Origin of the sequence: Sphingomonas faeni, from assembly GCF_003053745.1 — a bacterium.
GTDB classification, from domain to species: Bacteria; Pseudomonadota; Alphaproteobacteria; order Sphingomonadales; family Sphingomonadaceae; genus Sphingomonas; species Sphingomonas faeni.
In genome coordinates this window covers 312,535-333,137 of the sequence record NZ_QAYE01000003.1, presented here as the reverse complement: position 1 = coordinate 333,137, position 20,603 = coordinate 312,535, and the positions used below count along the sequence as shown (strand labels likewise).

At 65.8% G+C, this 20,603-nt stretch carries 17 protein-coding genes and 1 tRNA gene; 8 read left to right on the top strand and 10 right to left on the bottom strand.

Going from position 1 to position 20,603, the window contains the following annotated elements; all coding sequences use genetic code 11:
• Positions 1 to 16: 16 nt before the first annotated feature.
• The 3 genes from rodA (at position 17) to C8J25_RS08105 (ending at position 2,019) form a co-directional block, all read left to right on the top strand.
• Positions 17 to 1,123 (top strand): rod shape-determining protein RodA, encoded by a 1,107-nt coding sequence (gene rodA, locus C8J25_RS08115; protein WP_107953933.1) that lies wholly within the window; start codon positions 17 to 19, stop codon positions 1,121 to 1,123.
• Between the two features lie 157 nt (positions 1,124 to 1,280).
• Positions 1,281 to 1,356: transfer RNA gene (locus C8J25_RS08110), tRNA-Lys, on the top strand.
• A 99-nt stretch (positions 1,357 to 1,455) separates the two neighbouring features.
• Positions 1,456 to 2,019, top strand: coding sequence for a hypothetical protein (locus tag C8J25_RS08105; RefSeq protein WP_107953931.1), 564 nt, complete (start codon positions 1,456 to 1,458; stop codon positions 2,017 to 2,019).
• 96 nt (positions 2,020 to 2,115) lie between these two features.
• Here C8J25_RS08105 and C8J25_RS08100 read toward each other — a convergent pair whose 3' ends face one another.
• The 4 genes from C8J25_RS08100 to C8J25_RS08085 form a co-directional block, all read right to left on the bottom strand.
• Entirely contained in the window at positions 2,116 to 3,255 is a 1,140-nt protein-coding gene (locus C8J25_RS08100; protein WP_107953929.1) for a nucleoside hydrolase, read from the bottom strand.
• 78 nt (positions 3,256 to 3,333) lie between these two features.
• Positions 3,334 to 5,670 carry a xanthine dehydrogenase family protein molybdopterin-binding subunit gene (locus C8J25_RS08095; RefSeq protein WP_107953927.1) on the bottom strand — a complete coding sequence of 779 codons (2,337 nt, stop codon included), beginning with the start codon at positions 5,668 to 5,670 and terminating at the stop codon, positions 3,334 to 3,336.
• Positions 5,667 to 6,653: an FAD binding domain-containing protein gene (locus C8J25_RS08090; RefSeq protein WP_107953925.1), complete on the bottom strand. Its 987-nt coding sequence runs from the start codon at positions 6,651 to 6,653 to the stop codon at positions 5,667 to 5,669. The genes C8J25_RS08095 and C8J25_RS08090 overlap by 4 nt, the downstream gene beginning before the upstream one ends.
• Positions 6,650 to 7,156, bottom strand: a complete 507-nt coding sequence (locus tag C8J25_RS08085) for a 2Fe-2S iron-sulfur cluster-binding protein (RefSeq protein ID WP_107953923.1) — start codon at positions 7,154 to 7,156, stop codon at positions 6,650 to 6,652. Before C8J25_RS08085 ends, C8J25_RS08090 begins: the two co-directional genes overlap by 4 nt.
• 187 nt (positions 7,157 to 7,343) lie before the next feature.
• Here C8J25_RS08085 and C8J25_RS08080 point away from each other — a divergent pair, with 187 nt between their 5' ends.
• A complete protein-coding gene (locus C8J25_RS08080) occupies positions 7,344 to 8,657 on the top strand; it encodes a metal-dependent hydrolase family protein (RefSeq protein WP_244186890.1) in 1,314 nt (437 codons plus the stop codon).
• A 22-nt stretch (positions 8,658 to 8,679) separates the two neighbouring features.
• On the opposite strand, the gene C8J25_RS08075 is transcribed toward C8J25_RS08080, so the two are convergent.
• Complete coding sequence (locus tag C8J25_RS08075; protein ID WP_107954024.1) at positions 8,680 to 9,933, bottom strand: arsenic transporter; 1,254 nt, start codon at positions 9,931 to 9,933, stop codon at positions 8,680 to 8,682.
• A gap of 52 nt (positions 9,934 to 9,985) precedes the next feature.
• Positions 9,986 to 11,098, bottom strand: a complete 1,113-nt coding sequence (locus tag C8J25_RS08070) for a metallophosphoesterase family protein (RefSeq protein ID WP_107953921.1) — start codon at positions 11,096 to 11,098, stop codon at positions 9,986 to 9,988.
• A gap of 274 nt (positions 11,099 to 11,372) precedes the next feature.
• Between C8J25_RS08070 and C8J25_RS08065 the strand changes: the two genes are divergently transcribed.
• Positions 11,373 to 12,647: an MFS transporter gene (locus C8J25_RS08065; RefSeq protein ID WP_107953918.1), complete on the top strand. Its 1,275-nt coding sequence runs from the start codon at positions 11,373 to 11,375 to the stop codon at positions 12,645 to 12,647.
• A gap of 12 nt (positions 12,648 to 12,659) precedes the next feature.
• Here the strand turns inward: C8J25_RS08065 and C8J25_RS08060 are convergent, their stop codons facing one another.
• The gene (locus C8J25_RS08060) at positions 12,660 to 14,216 is read right to left on the bottom strand and encodes an amidase (protein WP_107953916.1); all 1,557 of its coding nucleotides are present in this window, start codon (positions 14,214 to 14,216) and stop codon (positions 12,660 to 12,662) included.
• 119 nt (positions 14,217 to 14,335) lie between these two features.
• Entirely contained in the window at positions 14,336 to 15,241 is a 906-nt protein-coding gene (locus C8J25_RS08055) for an SDR family oxidoreductase (RefSeq protein WP_107953913.1), read from the bottom strand.
• Between the two features lie 97 nt (positions 15,242 to 15,338).
• Between C8J25_RS08055 and C8J25_RS08050 the strand changes: the two genes are divergently transcribed.
• Positions 15,339 to 16,166: a helix-turn-helix transcriptional regulator gene (locus C8J25_RS08050; RefSeq protein WP_107954023.1), complete on the top strand. Its 828-nt coding sequence runs from the start codon at positions 15,339 to 15,341 to the stop codon at positions 16,164 to 16,166.
• A 31-nt stretch (positions 16,167 to 16,197) separates the two neighbouring features.
• Here C8J25_RS08050 and C8J25_RS08045 read toward each other — a convergent pair whose 3' ends face one another.
• The gene (locus tag C8J25_RS08045; protein ID WP_244186888.1) at positions 16,198 to 18,819 is read right to left on the bottom strand and encodes a PAS domain-containing protein; all 2,622 of its coding nucleotides are present in this window, start codon (positions 18,817 to 18,819) and stop codon (positions 16,198 to 16,200) included.
• Positions 18,820 to 19,009: 190 nt separating this feature from the next.
• Here C8J25_RS08045 and C8J25_RS08040 point away from each other — a divergent pair, with 190 nt between their 5' ends.
• Positions 19,010 to 19,414 (top strand): DUF2147 domain-containing protein, encoded by a 405-nt coding sequence (locus C8J25_RS08040; RefSeq protein ID WP_107953911.1) that lies wholly within the window; start codon positions 19,010 to 19,012, stop codon positions 19,412 to 19,414.
• Positions 19,415 to 19,585: 171 nt separating this feature from the next.
• Positions 19,586 to 20,071 carry an Hsp20 family protein gene (locus tag C8J25_RS08035; protein WP_107953909.1) on the top strand — a complete coding sequence of 162 codons (486 nt, stop codon included), beginning with the start codon at positions 19,586 to 19,588 and terminating at the stop codon, positions 20,069 to 20,071.
• Positions 20,072 to 20,143: 72 nt separating this feature from the next.
• Here the strand turns inward: C8J25_RS08035 and C8J25_RS08030 are convergent, their stop codons facing one another.
• On the bottom strand, positions 20,144 to 20,416 hold the full coding sequence (locus tag C8J25_RS08030) for a hypothetical protein (protein ID WP_107953907.1): 273 nt from the start codon (positions 20,414 to 20,416) through the stop codon (positions 20,144 to 20,146).
• Between the last annotated feature and the right edge of the window lie 187 nt (positions 20,417 to 20,603).

Here is a 20,603-nt window from a genome sequence, read left to right as displayed (position 1 = left end):
GTACCGAGCGTCAGCGATGAACCGTATCGTCCCCGAACCGCTCGCAAAGCTGCCGTGGCGCGTCCTCCTGCTGGTGGTCGCGATCGGCTGTTTCGGCCAGGTGGTGCTGTATTCCGCGGCCGGCGGCTCGCTCAAGCCCTGGGCGCTGTCGCAGGGCATCCGCTTCTTCGTCCTGCTCGCCGGTGCGATCGCCTTGTCCTACGTCCCCGAGCGGACGTGGAAGGCGGGCTCGCTGCCGGCCTATGCGCTGATCGTCGTGTCGCTGGTCGCGGTCGAGATCCTCGGCAAGGTCTCGGGCGGGTCGCAGCGCTGGCTCGACCTCGGCTTTATCCGCCTGCAACCGTCCGAGTTCATGAAGCCCGCGATCGTGCTCGCCTGCGCGAAATTCTACGACATGCTTCCGCCTGGCGAGACGCGACGGTTCAGCGCGGTATGGCCCGCGGCGCTACTGATCGGCGTCCCGGCTGCGATCGTCATGAAGCAGCCCGATCTCGGCACCGCGTTGATGATCTGCGCGGGCGGCGCGACGGTGATGTTCCTCGCGGGGATCCCGCTACGTCTGTTCGTCGGCGGCGCGATCACCGCCGCAGTGGCGATCCCGCTCGCGATCAACTTCGCGTTGCACGATTACCAGCGCAACCGCATCCTCATCTTCCTCGACCCCGAGAGCGACCCGCTCGGCACCGGCTATCACATCAGCCAGTCGAAGATCGCGATCGGCTCGGGCGGGATCTGGGGCAAGGGCTTCCTCCAGGGCACGCAGAGCCACCTCGACTACCTTCCCGAAGGCCATACCGATTTCGTCTTCGCGACGATGGCGGAGGAATGGGGCCTGGTCGGCGGCTGCCTGCTGATCCTCGCCTTCCTGCTGGTGATCCGCTGGGGGATCGAGGTCGGCCAGCGCGCGCAGACCCGCTTCGGCCGGCTGACCGCCGCCGGGCTGTCGACGACGATCTTCTTCTACGTCGCGATCAACCTGATGATGGTGATGGGCCTCGCCCCCGTGGTCGGCATCCCGTTGCCGCTGGTGAGCTTCGGCAGTTCGGCGCAGATGACCGTGCTGCTGTGCCTCGGCATTTTGATGTCGATCGACCGCCAGAACCGCAAGACGGTCGGCTGGTAGGGCGAAAAACCGACTTATTTCGCGAAAAAGCGGCGCGATCGACGAAAACGGACTCCGATCGACGAAAAGGGGGTTGCGGGTCCCGATGAGTCTGCTAACAGCGCGCCTCCAGCAGCGGGGCGCCACACCAGGGCGCCGCTCAAAACCGCCCCGGAATGGACGCATAGCTCAGTTGGTAGAGCAGCTGACTCTTAATCAGCGGGTCCTTGGTTCGAGCCCAAGTGCGTCCACCATTCTCTTACAGCGTTAGATACCGGCACCGATTGGCCGCATCGGCGAGTGACCTGCATCAGGCAACTTTCGCAGAGCGGCGCCTCGCGCTATCGGTCGGCATGGCGCGTGTCCAAAAGCTGAAGGTGTACCGGACCGTAGCGGGTTTCTACGATGCGTATGTCGCTGCGCCGAGCCAGAAGGCGGCACTGGCGGCGTGGGGTAGTGACCGCGACTTGTTCGCGCGGGGCATTGCCGAGCAAGTCACGGATCCGGCGTTGATGGCGGAACCGCTGGCCTCCCCTGGCACGGTCGTGAAGCACTCGCGTGGGACGACCGCGGAACAGATTGCGGCACTGCCCGAACAGCGGGCGCCTGCCGCGTCGCGCGATACCGATGCGGATGCCGATCCTAAACCTACCGCGAAACCTCAGGCTAAACCCAAACCCAAGCCAAGGCCGAAACGCGACGAGCTTGATGCGGCTGAGGACGCTTTGACGTCGTTACAAGCAGACTTTGACCGGAAGAAGAAAGATCTCGTCGAACGCGAGGCGGCGCTTGCGCGGGATCGTCGCGCTTTGGAGCAGGCTCGCTCCTCCAGCATCGAGGCTGCGGAAAACGCGCTGAGGGGGCAAAAGCAGGCGTATGAGGAAGCCGTGCGTCGGTGGCGGGCGTCCCAAGAGTGAGTACTGCACGCGGATTTCTGACGTAGGCGTCGATAGTTGCGTATGTTCCGTCCGGGGGACTCCTTGGGGGCGAATGTCCTCGTCGGGTCGACGTCGCTACCGCGATGACGGTTCACGCTTCAGAGGTCTTGTGTAGAGCGCGCGCATTGCCGCCTCCATCTTATCGCGGTCGACACGAAAGACGACCGTCTGCGCGCGTTCGCCGAGATGTGGGCGGTATGCGTCGTGCCACGACAGGGTATCGCCATATCCGGCCGTCTGGCTGGTGTCGAAATCGATGTAGAGCGTCTCGGCGCGTGTGACGATGGCGGGCTCCAGCCAGACCATCGCCGCAATCTCGTCCCACATCGGAAACCCCGGTTCGAGCCCGGTCTGAAGTGTGTCGGTGAGCGCCGTGTGGGCTGGCTTGAGGCTGTCGAGGAAGCCGCGCGTCCACTGCGTGCCCGTCGACGGATCAATCGGGACCATCGTCACCTTCGGCCACGCGCCGTGCGCCATGATCCGTGCGGCTTCGGGATCCCAGCGGATGTTGAACTCGCGGCGCGGCGTGTTGACGAATTCGCGCGCAAACTCTGCAGCTGCCGGCGTGTCGAGCGACTGTTGCGGATTGAGGCTGCCGCCCATGTAGACGAGTTCCTTCACGTTCGCGGCAAAGCTCGGGTCGAGGCTTTGCGCGATCGCGATGTTGGTCATCGGGCCGGTGGCGAACAGCGTGATCTGGTGCGGGTGCGCGCGGACCATCCGGACGAGGAACGCGGCGGCGATCTCGGTGGACGGCTTGGTAACGGGATCGCCGATCGGCAGGCTGGGCACGACCGAAGGCGACGGCGTCCCGGAGGTGGACTGGCCCGAGCCGGCGGACGCGGGCTCCGTCCACGGCCCCTTGAACTCGAGCCGACCGTACAGCCCTTCCCACCGCTTGGTCGCCGCCTCGCTGTTCACCAGCGGATAGGTCGCGCCCGGCACCACCGGTACGTCGGTGCGCCCTAGGATCTCGACGGTCCGCAGCGCATAGGCCGTGGCGGTATCGCGCCAGACCGAACCACTGGTCGTGGTGATCCCCAGCACCTCGACGCCCGGTGCCTGAAGGAGCAGCGCGGGCGCGCCGTTCAGACCGACGACGTCGTCATCGATCAGAACGAGTCGCTTGCTCGGCGCTCCCTTCGCCGAGATGGCAATGGGCATCGCGAAAGCCAGCAGACCGAGGCCGACCGTAGAGAAGAAACGAAAGGCCATCGCGCAATTCCCTGCCTGACCGGCTAACCCGTCGCCTCATGTAAAGGCCGCGCGGAACCGACCGGTCACGCTCTCCGATCAGATCAGCACCTTGTCCAGCGTGATCGGCAGGTCGCGCACGCGCTTGCCCGTGGCGTTGTAGATCGCGTTCGCCACCGCTGCGGCGACGCCGGTGATGCCGATCTCGCCCACGCCGTGCGCGCCCATCGGCGTGTGCGGGTCGGCGATGTCGGTCCAGATCACGTCGATCTCGGGGACGTCGAGGTGCACGGGCACTTGATATTCGGCGAGGCTCGGGTTCATGATGCGACCGTTGCGCTCGTCGAACTGCGTCTCCTCCATCAGCGCCATGCCAAGGCCCATGACGATCCCGCCGCGGAACTGGCTGCGCGCGGTCTTGGGGTTGAGGATGCGACCGCAATCGAATGCGCCCAGGAAGCGGCTGACGCGCGTCTCGCCGGTGACCGCGTTGACGCGCACCTCGCAGAACAGCGCGCTGTGCGAATGCATCGACCAGTGCATCAGTTCGAGCGGCTGCGACGCCTCTTCGCTGACGACGACGCTCTCGCGCTGCGCCCGATCGAGGATCGAGACATAGCTTTCGCGTCGCAACGGATCGTCGAGCTTGGCCAGTCCGCCATCCTCGCTGCCGACCTCGTCGAGCGACAGGCCTGCGAGCGGCGAATCATTGCCCGCGAGTTTCAGCAGTTCGGCGACCAGCGCATGGTGTGCGGCGATCACCGCAGCGCCGATCGCCGCGGTCTGCTGCGACCCACCGGCCAGAATCGCGCCGGGGATGATCGAATCGCCATAGCCGACCGAGACGCGTTCGAGCGGGAGTCCGAGGCGATCGGCGGCGACCATCGCGGTCGTCGTCGACGTCCCCATGCCCATCTCATGCGCGGCGATCTCGACAAGGGCATGCCCGTCACGGCGCAGCGTGATGCGTGCGGCGGCGCCCGGCATCCGGTAATAAGGATAGGTCCCAGTCGCGCAGCCCATGCCGATCAGCCACTCGCCGTCGCGACGTGTTCCCGGCTCGGCGGTCCGGTCGTTCCAGCCGAACCGCTCCGCGCCGCTGCGCCAAGCCTCGACGATGTGGCGTGACGAGAATGGCAAGCCCGTGGTCGGATCCTTGTCCGGCTCGTTGCGGATGCGCAGCGCGATCGGATCCATGTCGAGTTCGACCGCCAGCTCGTCGATCGCCGATTCCAGCGCGAACGTGCCGACCGCCTCGCCGGGCGCGCGCATGAAGGTGTTGGCGAGCATGTTCATCGTGACCGTCTCGACCGACAGCTTGAAGCTGTCCGCCGCGTAGCCGCCGCGCGTGCCGAGGATGAACGGTTCGGGCATGTTGTTGTGCGGCGTCATCGCGGCGATGCCGGTGTGGACCAGCGCCTTGAAGCGGCCGTCCGCGTCCGCACCGATCGCGACCCGCTGTTCGGTCAGCGTACGGCCACCGACGACGCGGTACACGCCCTCGCGCGACAGTGCGATCCGGACCGGACGCCCAGCGAGCTTGGCAGCCGCGGCGCCGAGGATCTGGTGATCCCACAGGCATTTGCCACCGAACCCGCCGCCGACGAATGGCGAGGTGACGCGGACCTGCGCCGCCTTCAGGTCGAACACGTCGGCGATCGTCTGCGCCTCTGCGGTGACGAGCTGCGTCGCGTCGTGGACGACCAATTCGTCGCCGACCCACGCGATCGTCGCGGCATGCGGCTCGATCGCGTTGTGATTATGGCGCGGCGTGCGATAGACGTGATCGACCTTGTGCGGCGCCGCTGCCAGCATCGCATCCGCATCGCCGATCTGGTTGAGCAACGGCTGGCCCATGAACAGGCCCTGCTGGGGTCCTTCAGCCTTGGCCGCGGCGAGTGATGTGGTCGAAGGCTCGGCCGCATGGCTCGCGACGATCAGCGACTTGGCGTGATCGGCCTGCTCCTGCGTCTCGGCGAGCACGACCGCGATCGGCTGGCCGTTCCAGTGAACGCGGTCGTCCTGCATGACCGGCAGGTCGGCAGGCCCCGCCGCGGTGGGCGAAGAGCCGAACACCGCCGGCGGGTTCATCCGGGGCGCGTTCAGGTGAGTCATCACCGCCACGACGCCCGGCGCAGCCTCGGCGGCCGCCGTATCGATCGCCGCGATCCGCCCGCGCGGGATCGTCGCATAGGCGAGCGCGGCGTAGACCATGCCCTCCAGCGGAAACTCGGCCGCAAAGGTCGCCGCGCCGCGCACCTTTAGCGGACCATCGAGCCGCGAGACCGACGTACCAATCAGCCCGTGCTGCTGGCGGATCAGCGGATCGGGCACGCCTCCCGGAACCCAGCTGTCGGGGGCGAGCGGCACGAGCTTGCTCATCGCGCCCTGGACCAGGCCTTGCGCGGTTTCCTTGACCGTATCGACGATGCTCATGCTGCTGCTCCGGCAAGGTCGCCGAGCACGGCGACGAGGGTCCGCTTGGTCAGTGCGATCTTGAAACCGTTGTCGCGCAGCGGCACGGCGTCCGCCATCTCGGCGACGGCAGCGGCGAGGAACGCCTCCTCGGTCGCCGGACCGCCCCGCAAGACCGCCTCCGCCTTCGACGCGCGCCACGGCCTGTGCGCGACCCCGCCGAGCGCGATCCGCACGTCCTTGATGATGCCGTCCTCGATCTCCAGCGCGGCTGCGATCGAGACCAGCGCGAAGGCGTAGCTCGCCCGGTCGCGCACCTTGCGATAGGTCGAGTTGGTCGCGAAACTCAGCGGCGGCAGTTCGATCGCGGTGATGAGTTCGCCCGGCTCGAGCACGGTATCGAACTCCGGATGCTCGCCCGGCAGGCGGTGAAGATCGGTGAACGGCAAGGTGCGTGCCCCGCCCCGCCCGTGCAGATGCACGACCGCATCGAGTGCGGCGAGCGCCACGCACATGTCCGACGGATGCGTCGCGACGCACGCCGACGACGCACCGAGGATGGCGTGTCCTCGCGTAAACCCCTCGATTGCGTCGCAGCCCGACCCCGGCGCACGCTTGTTGCAGCGCGATCCGTCGGTGTCGTAGAAATAGGTGCACCGGGTTCGCTGGAGCAGATTGCCGCCGACCGTCGCCATGTTCCGGATTTGCGCCGACGCTCCCGCCAGGATCGCGCGCGACAGTACCGGATAGCGCGTCCGCACCGCCAGATGCTCGGCCAGCGCGGTGTTGCGGACCGCCGCGCCGATCATCAGCCCGCCACTCTCGGTCTCCTCGATCTCGGTCGACAGCCCGGTTACGTCGACCAGCGCACTTGGCCTAGCGACCGTCTCGCGGATCAGGTCGACCAGGTTGGTGCCGCCGCCGAGATAGGCCATCGCATTCGCCTGCCCGAGCCGGAGCGCGTCGGCCGCGTCTTCGGCCCGTGCATAGGTGAAGGGGGTCATGCCGCCATCTCCGCTGCCACGGTTTCGCGGATCGCGTCGATGATCCCGTTATGCGCACCGCAGCGGCACAGATTGCCGCTCATCCGCTCCTGCAATTCCTCGCGGGTCAGCGTCACGTCGGCGGTGAGATCGGCGCTGACATGGCTCGGCACACCGCGCTTCGCCTCCGCCGCCATGCCGATCGCCGAACAGATCTGGCCCGGCGTACAATAGCCGCACTGGAAGCCATCGTGATCGATGAACGCCTGCTGCAACGGGTGCAGCGCGTCGCCCTCGGCCAAGCCTTCGATCGTCGTTACCTGGCGCCCGTCATACTGCACCGCGAGCGCGAGGCAGGACACGATCCGCTCGCCATCGACGAGAACGGTGCAGGCGCCGCACGCGCCCTGATTACACCCCTTCTTGGTACCAGCCAGATGCAGCCCTTCGCGCAACAGATCGAGCAGTGAGACACGGGGATCGTCGGGCAGCGCAACCGCTGACCCGTTGATAAGTATCGACATCGCCACTCTCCTGTTGAGCCGACGGTGTCGTTGCATCCGCCGAGTCCGTATTTCAGTACCGAGCGGTATAGTCGCTCCCAGCGGGGTCTGCCAAGCGTCTGGCGGTGCGATCGTGAAGATAGATCGATGCCCTCTTGCCGCCGCGTCGCGCATCGGCGAGCATCACGTATCAAAGGGGGACTATGTGATGATCAAGGCATGGATGATCGGGCTGACGGCAATCGTCGCGGCACCGGTATTGGCGCAGGGCAAGCCATCGACCACGACCTATATCCAGGCGGGCACGGTGCTCGACCGGCCCGGCCAGACGCCGCGCGGCAACACCACGATCATCGTCCGCGACGGGAAGATCGTCGAACTGCGCGATGGCTTCGTCGCGCCGGAACAGGGGGCGAAGCTGATCGACCTGCGTACCGCGTTCGTACTGCCCGGGATGGTCGACATGCACGTCCATCTCTGGGGCATCGGCGGCGATCCGATGCGCGCGCGGCTGGAAGCGCTCAATCGCGACCGGTTCGACGACGAGATGACCGCGGTCGCCAATGCGCACACGACGCTGGCGGCAGGCTTCACCTCGGTTCGCGACCTGGGCGGCGACCCGCGCGGTATCCGGGCACTGCGCGATGCGATCGATGCCGGCACCGTCGAAGGGCCGAGCATCACCAACGCCGGCGAGATGATCTCGGTGACGGGCGGCCACGGCGACGGCGGCAACGGGCTGGCGGAAGAATTCGCGGACATGGTGCACGCGAAGGAAATGAACCTGTGCGACGGCCCCGACGATTGCCGCCGCGCGGTGCGGGCGCAGGTCGCGCTGGGCGCGCGCGTCATCAAGTTCGCGGCGACCGGCGGCGTGCTGTCGAACGTCAGTGGTGGCCTCGGCCGTGCGATGACACCCGAGGAAATGCGCGCGATCATCGAGACCGCGCATGCGCTCGGCCGCAAGGTCGCCGCGCACAGCCATGCCGCCGAGGGCACGAAGGCCGCGCTGGAAGCCGGCGTGGACTCGATAGAGCACGGCACGTTCCTCGACGACGAGACGATCCGGCTGTTCAAGACCAAGGGCGCCTATCTGGTGCCGACCGAGATCGCACCCGTCGCGGCGCTGGCGCAGGCGCGCGGCGGGGCGTTGCCGCCGGCGACGATCGTCAAGGCCGAGGCGGCGGCCGCGGCGATGGCAGCCAGCCACCGCCGCGCCTATGCCGCGGGGGTCAAGGTCGCGTTCGGCACCGATACCGGCGTGTCGAAGCACGGCGACAACGCCACCGAGTTCGCGCTGATGGTCAGGAACGGGCTCACCCCGACCCAGGCGATCGCCGCCGCCACGGTGGGCGCCGCAGACCTGCTCGGGCGCGACGACATCGGCACGCTGGCACCTGGCAAGACTGCAGACATCATCGCCGTTGCGGGGTCTCCGCTGCAGGACGTCACGCGGCTGGAACATGTCGAGTTCGTCATGCACCGCGGGGCGGTCGCGAAGACGCCTGCTGCCGGCATCTGATTGGCTGCCGCTCGGCGCGCGCTCAGCCGATGAGCATGCGCGCGCCGAGCGCGGCGAACAGCGCTGGCGGCATCACCACCGCGCCCACCTTGAGGAACCGCCAGAAGCCGACATCCTCGCCCTCGCGGCGGATTGCGGTCAGCCACAATATGGTGGCGAGCGAGCCGGTGATCGACAGGTTCGGGCCGAGATCGACGCCGATCAGCAGGCCGTCGGTGACAATCTGCGGAACGTGTGCCTGTTGCAGCGTGGTGCTGGCGATCAATCCAGCCGGCAGGTTGTTCATCAGGTTCGAGCCGAACGCCAGGATCGTACCCGCGATGCCTGCGGTCGTCGACGGCGACCGCGCCGCCCCCTCCGCCAGCCAGCGCGCCAGCATCGTGATAACGCCGGTGCTTGCGAGTGCCTCGACCAGCACGAACAGGCCCGCGACCAGCGGCAACACCGCCCAGGATACCGAACCGAGCGTCCTGAACGGCGACTTGCGCTCCCCGATGCAGATCGCGGCCATCGTCGCGATACCGGCAAGGCAGGTCGGCAGTCCTAACTCATACCCCTGCGCCGACGCGGCGATCAGCAGAACTGCGGTCGCGACGATCCCGCCGAGCGCGATCTTACCGCCACGCGGCAGATTGCCGGTCTCGACGACGGTCTCGCACTGGCCAGTGAGCCGCTCGCGCTCGACCCAGCGCAGGACGAGGAACGTCACGCCGATCGACAGCAACGACGGCAGCGCGAACGACGCCATCCACGCGCCGAGCAACGGCATTTCGCCACCGTACAACACAAGGTTCGCGGGGTTTGAAATCGGCAGGACGAAGCTCGCGGCGTTGGCGATCAGCGCGCAAGCGAACAGCATCGGCAGCGGGTCTGCCTTCGCCTTCTTCGCGGCGGCGTAGACGGCGGGGGTCAGCACCACTGCGGTCGCGTCGTTCGAGAGGAAGGTCGTGACGACGATGCCGACGCCGAAGACGAGCGCGAACAGGCGGCTGGTCGATCCCTTTGCGAGGCGGACGGCGTGCTCGGCCACCCAGTCGAACAGCCCCTGTTCGCGGGCGACTTCGGACAACAGCAACATGCCGATCAGGAACAGATAGACGTCGCCACCCTTCAGCACCGCGGCCCATGCTGCACCGGGCGACATCAGTCCGAACACGAGCAACACCGCAGCGCCAGCGACCGCCCAGACCGCTTCGGGCAGCTTGAACGGACGCGTGATCACGCCGAAGGTCGCGACGAAACAGATCGCCCAAATCGCGTAGGTGTGGAGCGTCATGCCGCGGGCATCCGGGAGCGGATACGCCGGATTATCGTCATCGTTGCGGTATTCACCAATCAAGTCCGTTCTTGTTCGGGCCGCGTTGCACGCCGTCGATACCACGATCGGGCCAGGCGCCGATCGCGTTCACGTCGCGGCCGAGCGCTACTGGAGGATTGCGCTTCGGTCTTGGCCCCGAGTTGCGGACGAGAATCTCGATCCGGTCCTCGCTTCCGTCACAGCGGACAGCGAGACGGTGGAGGCCGTCGGTTATGCCATCGACCGAGGCGCTCCAGAGCGAAGGCACGCCGTCGATGCGCGTCATCGGGATGACTTGGCCGTCATCGACGTGCAGCGACACCGCATCTGCGCCACCGAACACCTTCGCGCGGACCGTGAAGGCGCTGCCGGGTACGTTGTCGGCGCGCGCCGGGTCGGTGATCAGGCGGCGGTCGGCAGGGCTGGTGATCTGGACGAGTGGCCAGGGATCATTCACCGCCTGAAACCGCCAGCTCGGCACGCCGTCGTCGAGCGTGACGATCGAGAAACCAGGTGCGCCCTCCTCGATCTGGCCGGTCGAGCGGGTCGCGCCGTAGATCACGCGGCCGTCATTGAGCAGTTCGTTGTAATGCGTGTGGCCGGTGTCGACGAACGCGACGCGGTGCGCGGCGAACAGCCCGGCGATGCCATCTGGATCGTCGCGCAGGTCGCCGGGATAGGCATGCATGAACACCGCCACCGGCTCGCCAGCCACCGTGGCGGTGCTCAATTCGCGTTCGATCCAGGCGCGCTGGGCCGGGTCTATCCGAAAATCGGGACCGCCCTTCCCCGCCGAGACGATATCTAGGAACAGGCACCGATAGCCCGCGATCGTCTCCGCATAGGGCGCCATCTTCGCCGTGATCACGCACATCGCGGTCAGGTCGCCGGGTTCGAAATCATGATCGCCCGCCAGAACGTGCCACGGCAATGACAGCCCCTTCATCGCGTCCGCGATCCGCGCATATTGGTCGTCGGTACCGTGATTGGCATTGTCGCCGGGTAACAACGCGAAGTCGACCGCGTCGCCCAGATTCGCCTCGGCGCTCGCAACCAGCGCGCGAAACCGGGACAGTCCTTCATACCCATCGGCCTCGTCGACATGCAGATCGCCAAAGTGTATCCAGGTCAGGCATCCTGTCATTAAAGCACTTTCAAGTCGTGTGGCAGATGATCCGCCGATGCTGCCCATAGCGAGGCTGAGGGTTCATCGTTCCGTGACAATAGCTTCATGATTTGAGACTTAACGGACCCGTTCAGTTTCGGTTTAGCTTTTGACATCACTGGAAAATATCAAGCTAAACAATATTTCCGCGGCGTGGAAACTTTGCCCGTTGCCGCAGCTTTAGCGATCCGACGTCTCGCGGGTTTCTCGAGCGGCACCCGGCTCGACCACACCGATATTTCAGGGAATTCTCATGGCCACGACGGACACAGCATCCGCCAATAGCGGCAAGGCCAAGGGCGGGTCGGACGGCAAATCCGCGCCGAAGAAGACGCTCGACGCGCTGAACTTCTTCCTTGCCGACGTTCGCGACGGGCTCGGGCCTTATCTGGCGATCTATCTCGTCGCGGTGCGGGGCCCTGCGCATGGCTGGAACGAGGCGACGGTCGGCATGATCCTGACGATCGCCGGGATCGTCGGCCTGATCTCGCAGACACCGGCTGGCGGGTTGATCGATCGCAGCAGGAACAAGCCGCGGATCGTGATGATCGCCGCGCTGCTCGTGACGCTCAGCAGCGTGTCGCTGCCGATCGTCAGTGGCTTTACCGCGGTTGCGGTCACCCAGTCGATCGCGGCGGTTGCGGGCGCGGTGTTCGCGCCGGCGATCTCCGCCATCACGCTGGGGCTGGTCGGCCCGAAACTATTTGCCAAGCGCGTCGGTCGCAACGAGGCGTTCAACCACGCGGGCAACGCCGTGTCGGCGGCGCTCGCGGGCGTGCTCGCGTGGAAGTTCGGACCGGTCGTCGTCTTCTACCTGATGGGCGCGCTGACCGTTGCGAGCATCGTTACCGCGTCGCGGATCAGGAACGACGACATCGACAACGCGGTCGCGCGCGGTCTCGATTGCGAGCCGGAGGACGATTGCGAGGAGCCGAGTGGGTGGAAGGCGCTGGTCGAGAACAAGCCGCTGATGATCTTCGCGGGGACGGCGTTCCTGTTCCATCTCGCCAACGCGGCGATGCTGACGTCGGTCAGCCAGTTGCTCGCGCGGACCGTCGGTAAGGATCAGGCGACGTCGCTGACTGCCGCGTGCATCGTCGCGGCGCAACTGGTGATGGTACCCGTCGCGATCGTGGTCGGCCGCAACACCGAGAAATGGGGCACAAAGCCGCTGTTCCTCGTCGCCTTCGGATTCCTCGCGGCGCGGGGCGCCTTGTATACCGTGTCGGACAACCCGTGGTGGCTGGTCGGCGTGCAGGCACTGGACGGCATCGGTGCCGGTATCTTCGGCGCGCTGTTCCCGGTCGTGATCGCCGACCTGACCAAGGGGACAGGGCGCTTCAACGTCAGCCAGGGCGCGGTGGCGAGCGCGCAGGGCCTGGGTGCAGCATTGTCCGCGACGTTGGCGGGCGCGATCATCGTTTGGGCGGGCTACAGCGTGAGCTTTCTTACCTTGGCCGTCGTCGCTGGCGCTGGCTTCATGCTCTATTTCTTCGCGATGCCCGAGACGAAACAGAAGGCGGGGTGAGCCCCCCCTGCCTCACCGGTCGACGGCGATGGTCGGCAGATACCGCGGCGCCGACCGGGGCTTGGCGCGCTGTTCATAGGCATATCCGGCGCGCAGCACGGTCTGGTCGGCGTCCTTCGTGGCGATGAACGACAGGCCGACGGGCAATCCGCGTACGAGACCCATCGGCACGGTCAGGTGCGGATAACCGGCGACCGCGGGCAACGTCGCGGCGGAGGGTCCGGCATAGGTATCGCCGTAAACCGGGTCGCTCAGCCATGCCGCATCATAGGTCGGCTCGACCAGGATCTGCGCACCCGCCGCGCGCAGCATCGCGTCGATCCCCTGCGCTCCCGCCAGCCGCAGCGAGGTCGCGCGTGCGGCCTTGTACGCGGGATCGTCGAGCCCCTTGGTCTTGTCCGCATCGTCGAACAATTCCTGCGTGAAGAACGGCATCTCGGTCGCGGCGTTCGCGCGGTTGAAGGCGATCACGGCGCCCAGCGTCTTCGTCTGCACCGTCGATGGCGTGGTCGCAAGATAGGTGTTCAGGTCCGCCTTGAGTTCGGTTTTCAGGACCATCAGTTCCGCCTCGCCCAGTCCGTCGAGCTTCGGCGTCTTGACCTCGACCAGCACGGCACCCGCTGCTCGCAGGACGTCGAGCGCCGCATTGTAGCGGACTACGAGATCCGCGGACATGCCGTCGGGCCGGACGACGCCGACCCGCATGCCGGACAACGCGCTGGCCGAGAGCCCGGCGGCATAATCCCTGGTTACCGCGGCCGCCGTCACGCCGTCCGCCGGATCCGCACCGACCATGCCCGACAACAGGATCGCGACGTCGGTCACGCTGCGCGCCATCGGCCCCGGCGTATCCTGGCTATGGCTGATCGGCACGACGTGAGTACGACTGACCAACCCGATCGAAGGCTTGAAACCGACCAGACCGTTCAGGGACGACGGGCACACAACCGAACCGTCGGTCTCCGTGCCGACTGCCGCAGCGGCGAAACTCGCAGCGACTGCGGCTCCCGATCCCGAGGACGAACCACACGCGGTCCGGTCGAGCGCATAGGGATTGCGAACCAGCCCGCCGACCGCGCTCCAGCCGCTCATCGAATGAGTCGAGCGGATGTTCGCCCATTCCGACAAGTTGGTCTTGCCGAGGATGACCGCGCCCGCACGCCGCAGATAGGCGACCATCGGCGCGTCCCGGCGCGTCATGTTGTCGCGCAATGCGAGGCTACCAGCGGTCGTCGGCAGCGGATCCGCGGTCTCGATATTGTCCTTTATGAGGATCGGGATGCCGTGCAGCGGACCGCGCACATGCCCCGCCTTGCGTTCGGCATCGAGCGCCCTCGCCTGTGCGATCGCATCGGGATTGACCGCGATGACGCTATGCAGCGCCGGTCCCTTGCGATCCATCGCGGCGATCCGCGCGAGATAGGCCTGGGTTATGTCGACGCTGCTCGCGGCGCCGTCATTCATCAGCGTCCTCAACCGATCGAGCGATACTTCTTCGACAACCACCGTCCTGGCGAGAACGGGCGTGGCGACGCAGGCGAGCAGTACCGCAGTGATGAGACGACGCATGAGACCCCCGTAGACAATGTCGCAGGATGGTCCCGAGCCGCGCACCGATGCAAGCGGCATCTGCACGACGCGTATCCCGCTGAGGGCAGGCGATAAACTGCCGCCAGCGGGATGCCCGGTCAGGCGGCGACTAGGCCCGGCGCATAGTCCATCGCTTTTAGATCAGCGATCAGCCCCGGACCGGTCGGATTCCAGCCGAGTTGCGCGCGCGTCCAGTCGCTGGAGGCGAGCATGTCGAGCGAGGCGAACATCCCGAACCAGCCAAAATGATCGTTCGCCTGCTCCTGGGTCAGCGATAGCGTCGGCAGGCCCAGTCCGGCCGCAACAACCTCGGCGATCGCCCGCGCGCTGACGCCTTCCTCCGCAACGGCATTGTACCGCGCCCCCTTCTCGCCCTTGTCGAGGACGAGCGCGTAGAGTTTCGCGACGTCCAGCACGTGCGCAGCGGGCCAGCGATTGGCGCCGTCACCGACATAGGCGACCACGCCCTTCTCGCGCGCGATATCGACATAGGGCGTGATCAGCCCCTGCTTGACGGTATCGTGAACCTGCGGAAGGCGCATGACACGGACGTCCAGGCCGGCTTCCAGCAGCACCTGCCCCGCCTTTTCGGATGCAATCCGCGGATTGTGATAATCGGCGTTGAACGCGGACTCGAGCGCAGGCTCGCCGGGGCCAGTATCGCCGATCCCGGTACCCGACGTGATGATCAGGGGACGACCGCTCCCCTTCAGCACCTCCCCCATCGCGCCAATCACGCGGCGGTCCTTTTCGCAGTTCGCGACGAAGTTGGTGAACTCGTGATCAAACGCGGTGTGGATCACCGCATCCGCCTGCTCCGCCCCACTACGCAGGCTGTCGAGATCGACGAGATCGCCGCGATGTACGTCGGCGCCAGCTTCCTCAAGCGAACGAGCACCGGCGTCGGACCGGGTAAGACCCAGAACCTCATGCCCAGCACTCAGCAGTTCCGGCACGATACGCGACCCGATGAAGCCCGTCGCACCCGTCAAAAATACACGCATCCAAACTCTCCGATATTGTCCGGAGCAAGACTTGGGCGTACTTCGACACCTGTAAAAGTAGTGACCTTATCATGGTATAATCTTCAACAGGATGTCGATGTCTATCGAGACTGACAATGCGCTCGGCACGTTCCTGCGCGATCGCCGGGCACGCATGGACGCAGCAGCGTTCGGGTTCAGCGGTGGACGACGGCGGACGCCCGGCCTGCGCCGCGAGGAAGTCGCCCAGCGCGCGAACATCTCGGCGACCTGGTACACCTGGCTCGAGCAGGGCCGCGGCGGCGCTCCGTCGGCCGACGTCCTCAACCGCATCGCCGGCGGCCTGATGCTGACCGAGCCGGAGCGCGAGCACCTTTTCGTGCTTGGTCTCGGCCATCCGCCCGAAGCGACCTATCGCGCCTCCGACGAAGTCACGCCGCGGCTGCAGCGGGTGCTGGATGCGCTGGAATTCAGCCCGGCGATCGTCAAGACGCCGACCTGGGACGTGGTCGCGTGGAACGCGGCGGCGGCGACGCTGCTGACCGACTATGCGACGCTGCCGCGCGACCAGCGCAACATCCTGCGCCTGATGTTCACCAATGCGAGCATCAAGGCCGCGCAGGAGGACTGGCTCAACGTTGCCCGTTACGTCGTCGGCGCGTTTCGCGCGGATGCCGCGCGTGCAGGTGCGGGCGCGGAGATCAGCCAACTGGTCGAGGAACTGTCGCAGCTCAGTCCCGAGTTCGACGCGTTGTGGCGCGACAACAACGTTGCCCGGCACGCGGACGGCCTGAAGCGGCTTCACCACCCGGTACACGGCCTGCTCGAGCTCGAATTCTCGGCGTTTGCGGTCGACGGTCGGCCGGAACTCGGGATGATCGTCTACAATCCCGCCACCCCGGAAACGGCGCAGCGGATCCGGTCATTGATGGCGCCGACCGCCTGAGCCTTTCGCACGCGGATCGGCAGCTGCTCCTTTATTCCGACGAGCCGTCCGAACTCCTGTCGGCGCCGCCCCAGCCCGCCGCCTTGCGCAGTACGCGAGACAATTGCTCGACCGAATACGGCTTGTGGAGCAGTTCGAACCCGTGCGTACCATCCTGCGCGAGGATGTTGCTGTATCCCGACGTCAGCACGACCGGCAGGTTCGGATGGTCGGCGCGGATCGCCTTGCCGAGCTCGATGCCGTTCATCCCCGGCATCACCACGTCCGAGAACACAATGTCGAAGCGCGAGGCATCCTTGCCCAGCTCCGCCAGAGCCTCCTGCGCATTGGCCGCCCAAACCGTCACATAGCCAAGCTCGGCCAGCGACTGCGTCGTGAACGTCCCGACTTCCCTGTTGTCCTCGACGACCAGCACGCACGTTCCATGACCGTCGGCCAGCGTCTGGACGGTGTCGTCCTCGACCGGACGGTCGCTCTCGTCGACCTGCGGCAGGTACAAAGTGAAGGTCGCGCCCTCGCCGGGCGGGCTTTCGACGACGATGTCGCCCTCGGACTGTTTGGCGAACCCGAACACCTGGCTAAGCCCCAGGCCGGTGCCCTGCCCGACGCCCTTGGTCGTGAAGAACGGCTCGAAGATCCGCTCCAGTTTCTCGGGTTCGATGCCGGTGCCGCTGTCGGTCATCGAGATCGCGACATAGCGCCCAGGCACGGCCGGGTGCGAGCGAACGGCGGGGATGAACGATGCGGGCCGCACCGCGATCAGGATATGCCCCGCGCCGTCCATCGCGTCACGCGCGTTGACCGCCATGTTCACGAGTGCGGTATCGAGCTGGCTCGGATCGACGTTGGTGAACAGCGGCGTCTCGGGTACGTCGATGTCGATGACGATCCGCGAGCCCGTCAGCGTGCCCAGCATATCGGCGATGACGCGCAGGCTATGCCCGACGTCGATCACCTCGGGCTGGAGCGCCTGCCGCCGCGCGAAGGCGAGCAGCTGCCCCGTGAGTTTCGCGGCACGATCGGCGGTGTCGGAGATCGCGTCTATATAGCGCTCGCGCCGTTCCGCGCTGAGGTCCGGACGCTTCAGCAGGTCGGTCGCCGAGCGAATGACCGTCAGCAAATTGTTGAAATCATGCGCGACGCCGCCGGTAAGTTGGCCGACCGCCTCCATTTTCTGCGACTGGCGCAACGCGTCTTCGGCATGCTGGAGCTCGCCGGTCCGCGCCGCGACCTGCTGTTCGAGCGACGCCGCGAGAGCCGCGAGCTCCTGTTCCGTGCGACGCCGTTCGGTCGCGATCCGGGTGCGCTCGGCAACTTCACGAACGAACGCCACCTCGTCCGCGCGCCATTGCCGTGCACGGCCGCTGCCAAGATAGAGCATTGCAACCAGCCGACCATTCTCCATGATCGGTATGTTGACGATCGCGCGAACGGACACCGCCTCGAGTGCATCGACCGACGACCGCGTCCGCGGATCGTTATGCGTGTCCTCGATGCACACCTCGTCGCCGTTTTTGAGATCGTCGATGTACGTTCCGAAGCTGCGTAGATCGAAGCTACCGAAAAGGGGCGCGACACGCGGCGCACGCCAGTCGCGCATGATCGTGAGCGTGTCGGCGTCGATCTCGCCATAGCCCGCCCGATCCGCCCCGACCGTTTGGCCGATGATCCGCGCAGCCGCGAAGGAGATATCATCCGGTTCGTCCGTATCGCGAAACACGTCGCCCAGTTCGACGAGCGCCGCGCGCATGATCTCGCTGCGACGCTGGTCGGTGATGTCGGTCGAGACGCCGGCGATCCGCAACGCCTCGCCCTTGGTGTTGAAGAAGGGCTGGCCGCGCGAGGCGACCCAGCGCAGTTCTCCATCGCGCCGATAGATGCGGTAGACCACGTCATAGTCGGTGCCCTCCGCGACGCAGCGACGGACTTCGGCAACGCTTTTCGCCCTATCCTCGGGATGGATCGCCTCGAGCCGATCCTCGTAGGTGAAAGGCTCGTGACTGGGGCGGCCGAATATTTCCTTGCATGTATCGGAGGCAGTCAGCTGCTTGCTGGCGATCTCCAGGCTCCAGGTTCCGAAGCGCGCAGCCTTCAGCGTGAAGGCCAGCTCGCGCTCCTGCTCCTGCTGCATCCGCAACCGGTCGGTCAGCTCGGCCAGAAGCGCGGCATTGCTCGATTCCAAGCCTTGCAGCCGTTCGCGCTCGAGCGTCACATCGACCTGGCTGGCGAAGAAATAGGCGAGCACGCCTTCGGTATCGAACACGGGCGCCAGCAACAGGCGGTTCCAGAACAGCTCGCCGTCCTTGCGGTGGTTCTGGATGTCGATCTCGATCGGCCGGACCTGCCGCACCGCCTCGCGAATCTTGAAGACCGTCGCGGGATCGGTCTCCGCCCCCTGCAGGAACCGACAATTACGGCCGAGGATCTCCGCCCGGCTATACCCGCTCAACCGGCAGAACGCGTCGTTGGTGAAAACGACCGGATTGTCGGGCAACCGGGGATTGGTGATGATCATCGGCATCCGCGTAGCCCGCACGGCCGCGACGAACGGATCGGTGCCGACGTCCTGCGCGATCAGCTCGGCCGCGATCCGCTCGGCATCCGCCGTCATTTTCGGGGCGCTTTCGACGGCGCTGTCGATGATATCAGTCAAAACAGTCTACTCGTCGATGATCACCAATCACGGTATCTAGGGTAGCGACCAAATCATCGCAACGCCGACCATTGGATACTGAGCCAAATCAGCCGCATAGGTGGCAATCGAAATTTCGGTTTTACCTTTTCGACAGGGCTCGAAGCGAGGTTTGGCACGTTCGATCCGGTAGGGAATTCGAGAGGATGACATGCTTTTCAAATATTCGGCCGCAATCCTGACACTCTCGCTAGTCGCCGCGCCCGCCGCGGCACGGACCCCGCCGCCCGCCGGGATCTGGGCCAACCCGCACAACACCGTCCACGTGACCTTCAAGCGCTGTCGCGATGCGATCTGTGGAAAAGTCGTGTGGGCGAGCCGCACTGCGATCGAGGACGCGCAGCGCGGCGGCGTCGACCAGCTCGTCGGCGAGGAACTGTTCCGCGATTTCGTCGAGGACGAGCCTGGGCGATGGAGCGGCGAGGTCTTCATTCCCGATGTCGGCCAGACCGTGTCCGGCACGATCACGCAGATCGATGCCCGCACGCTGGTCGGCGAAGGCTGCATGTTCGCCGGGTTCGGCTGCAAGACGCAGTCGTGGAAGCGCATCAAGTAACGGATCGCCGCCGCTCGCGACCGGTGCAAAAAATTTCGTTCGGAAATCTTGACGCCTTCGGACGCGAAATTATTTCCCCGCTCGCCGGACGCGTCGATCGGTCCGGCGACTGAGGGCACCGGCTTTACCGGTGCTCCTCGTGCTCAGATTGCTCATGAGGAGGATTTGGATATGAGGACGAACTTCGACTTTACGCCTTTCCGCCGTTCCACGGTCGGTTTCGACCGGCTGTTCGACTTACTGGAAGCGACCGCGCGGACCGAAACGGCCGATGGCTACCCGCCGTTCGATATCGAACGCGAGAGCGAGGACAGCTATCAGATCACGCTCGCCGTTGCCGGGTTTCGCCCCGACGACATCGAGATCGTCGCGCAGAACAACCAGTTGACGGTCAGCGGGCGCAAGCCCGACGAACGCGACGATGGCCGCTTCGTCCACCGCGGGATCGCGACCCGTGCGTTCGAGCGCCGCTTCCAGCTTGCCGACTTCGTGCAGGTCCAGAATGCGAGCTTCGACAACGGCCTGCTGCGTATCGCGCTGAAGCGCGAAATCCCCGAGGCGATGAAGCCGCGCCGGATCGAGATCACCGGCGCTGCGGCGAACGATCGCAGCGGCGATCGTCTCGAAGACAAGCAGGCGGAACGCTCTGCTGCGTAAGGGGAATGACGACTGCCAGTCCGGGTGCTGGCAGTCGTTCTTTTATTCGGGCGTTATTTGAGGCGTCCGGCTTTAACGCGGCGGTGGCATCCGGACATGAATATCGGCAGCGGACGGCACGACATGGTTCGGTCGAGCGGTCATCCGCAGCCATCCGCCGCGGACCATGACGAGTGCTACGCCCGCGGCGATGACCGCCAGCCCGAACTCGATCTTGCGGATCGTATCGCGGTTGCGATCGTCGGTATTCCAGACCTTGTCCCAGTCGTCGTCGGATCGCTGCTCGCGGTGTCCCACGACGAGGTTGGAATCGTAATCGGTTTCGTAATCCGTATGATCCGTCATGCGGGGCTCCTCTCCGACGTCCGATCGACACAGTTTTTCGGCAGTGCGACCGTGGATCACGGTCCGCACTTGCAGCGCGTTGGTGTTGCGTAGTTCGCTATGAGGTCGTCGGATGTTCGATCGACCATCCACAGCTTTTTTATCAGTAGCGCAACGAATGCGTGCGCTTGGTGTCGTACGTCTTCGG

Bases quoted from the DNA above. Each gene is read 5' to 3' on its own strand.
- rodA (WP_107953933.1), top strand. From the start codon at position 17: ATGAACCGTATCGTCCCCGAACCGCTCGCAAAGCTGCCGTGGCGCGTC.
- C8J25_RS08105 (WP_107953931.1), top strand. From the start codon at position 1,456: ATGGCGCGTGTCCAAAAGCTGAAGGTGTACCGGACCGTAGCGGGTTTC.
- C8J25_RS08100 (WP_107953929.1), bottom strand. From the start codon at position 3,255: ATGGCCTTTCGTTTCTTCTCTACGGTCGGCCTCGGTCTGCTGGCTTTC.
- C8J25_RS08095 (WP_107953927.1), bottom strand. From the start codon at position 5,670: ATGAGCATCGTCGATACGGTCAAGGAAACCGCGCAAGGCCTGGTCCAG.
- C8J25_RS08090 (WP_107953925.1), bottom strand. From the start codon at position 6,653: ATGACCCCCTTCACCTATGCACGGGCCGAAGACGCGGCCGACGCGCTC.
- C8J25_RS08085 (WP_107953923.1), bottom strand. From the start codon at position 7,156: ATGTCGATACTTATCAACGGGTCAGCGGTTGCGCTGCCCGACGATCCC.
- C8J25_RS08080 (WP_244186890.1), top strand. From the start codon at position 7,344: ATGATCAAGGCATGGATGATCGGGCTGACGGCAATCGTCGCGGCACCG.
- C8J25_RS08075 (WP_107954024.1), bottom strand. From the start codon at position 9,933: ATGACGCTCCACACCTACGCGATTTGGGCGATCTGTTTCGTCGCGACC.
- C8J25_RS08070 (WP_107953921.1), bottom strand. From the start codon at position 11,098: ATGACAGGATGCCTGACCTGGATACACTTTGGCGATCTGCATGTCGAC.
- C8J25_RS08065 (WP_107953918.1), top strand. From the start codon at position 11,373: ATGGCCACGACGGACACAGCATCCGCCAATAGCGGCAAGGCCAAGGGC.
- C8J25_RS08060 (WP_107953916.1), bottom strand. From the start codon at position 14,216: ATGCGTCGTCTCATCACTGCGGTACTGCTCGCCTGCGTCGCCACGCCC.
- C8J25_RS08055 (WP_107953913.1), bottom strand. From the start codon at position 15,241: ATGCGTGTATTTTTGACGGGTGCGACGGGCTTCATCGGGTCGCGTATC.
- C8J25_RS08050 (WP_107954023.1), top strand. From the start codon at position 15,339: ATGTCTATCGAGACTGACAATGCGCTCGGCACGTTCCTGCGCGATCGC.
- C8J25_RS08040 (WP_107953911.1), top strand. From the start codon at position 19,010: ATGCTTTTCAAATATTCGGCCGCAATCCTGACACTCTCGCTAGTCGCC.
- C8J25_RS08035 (WP_107953909.1), top strand. From the start codon at position 19,586: ATGAGGACGAACTTCGACTTTACGCCTTTCCGCCGTTCCACGGTCGGT.
- C8J25_RS08030 (WP_107953907.1), bottom strand. From the start codon at position 20,416: ATGACGGATCATACGGATTACGAAACCGATTACGATTCCAACCTCGTC.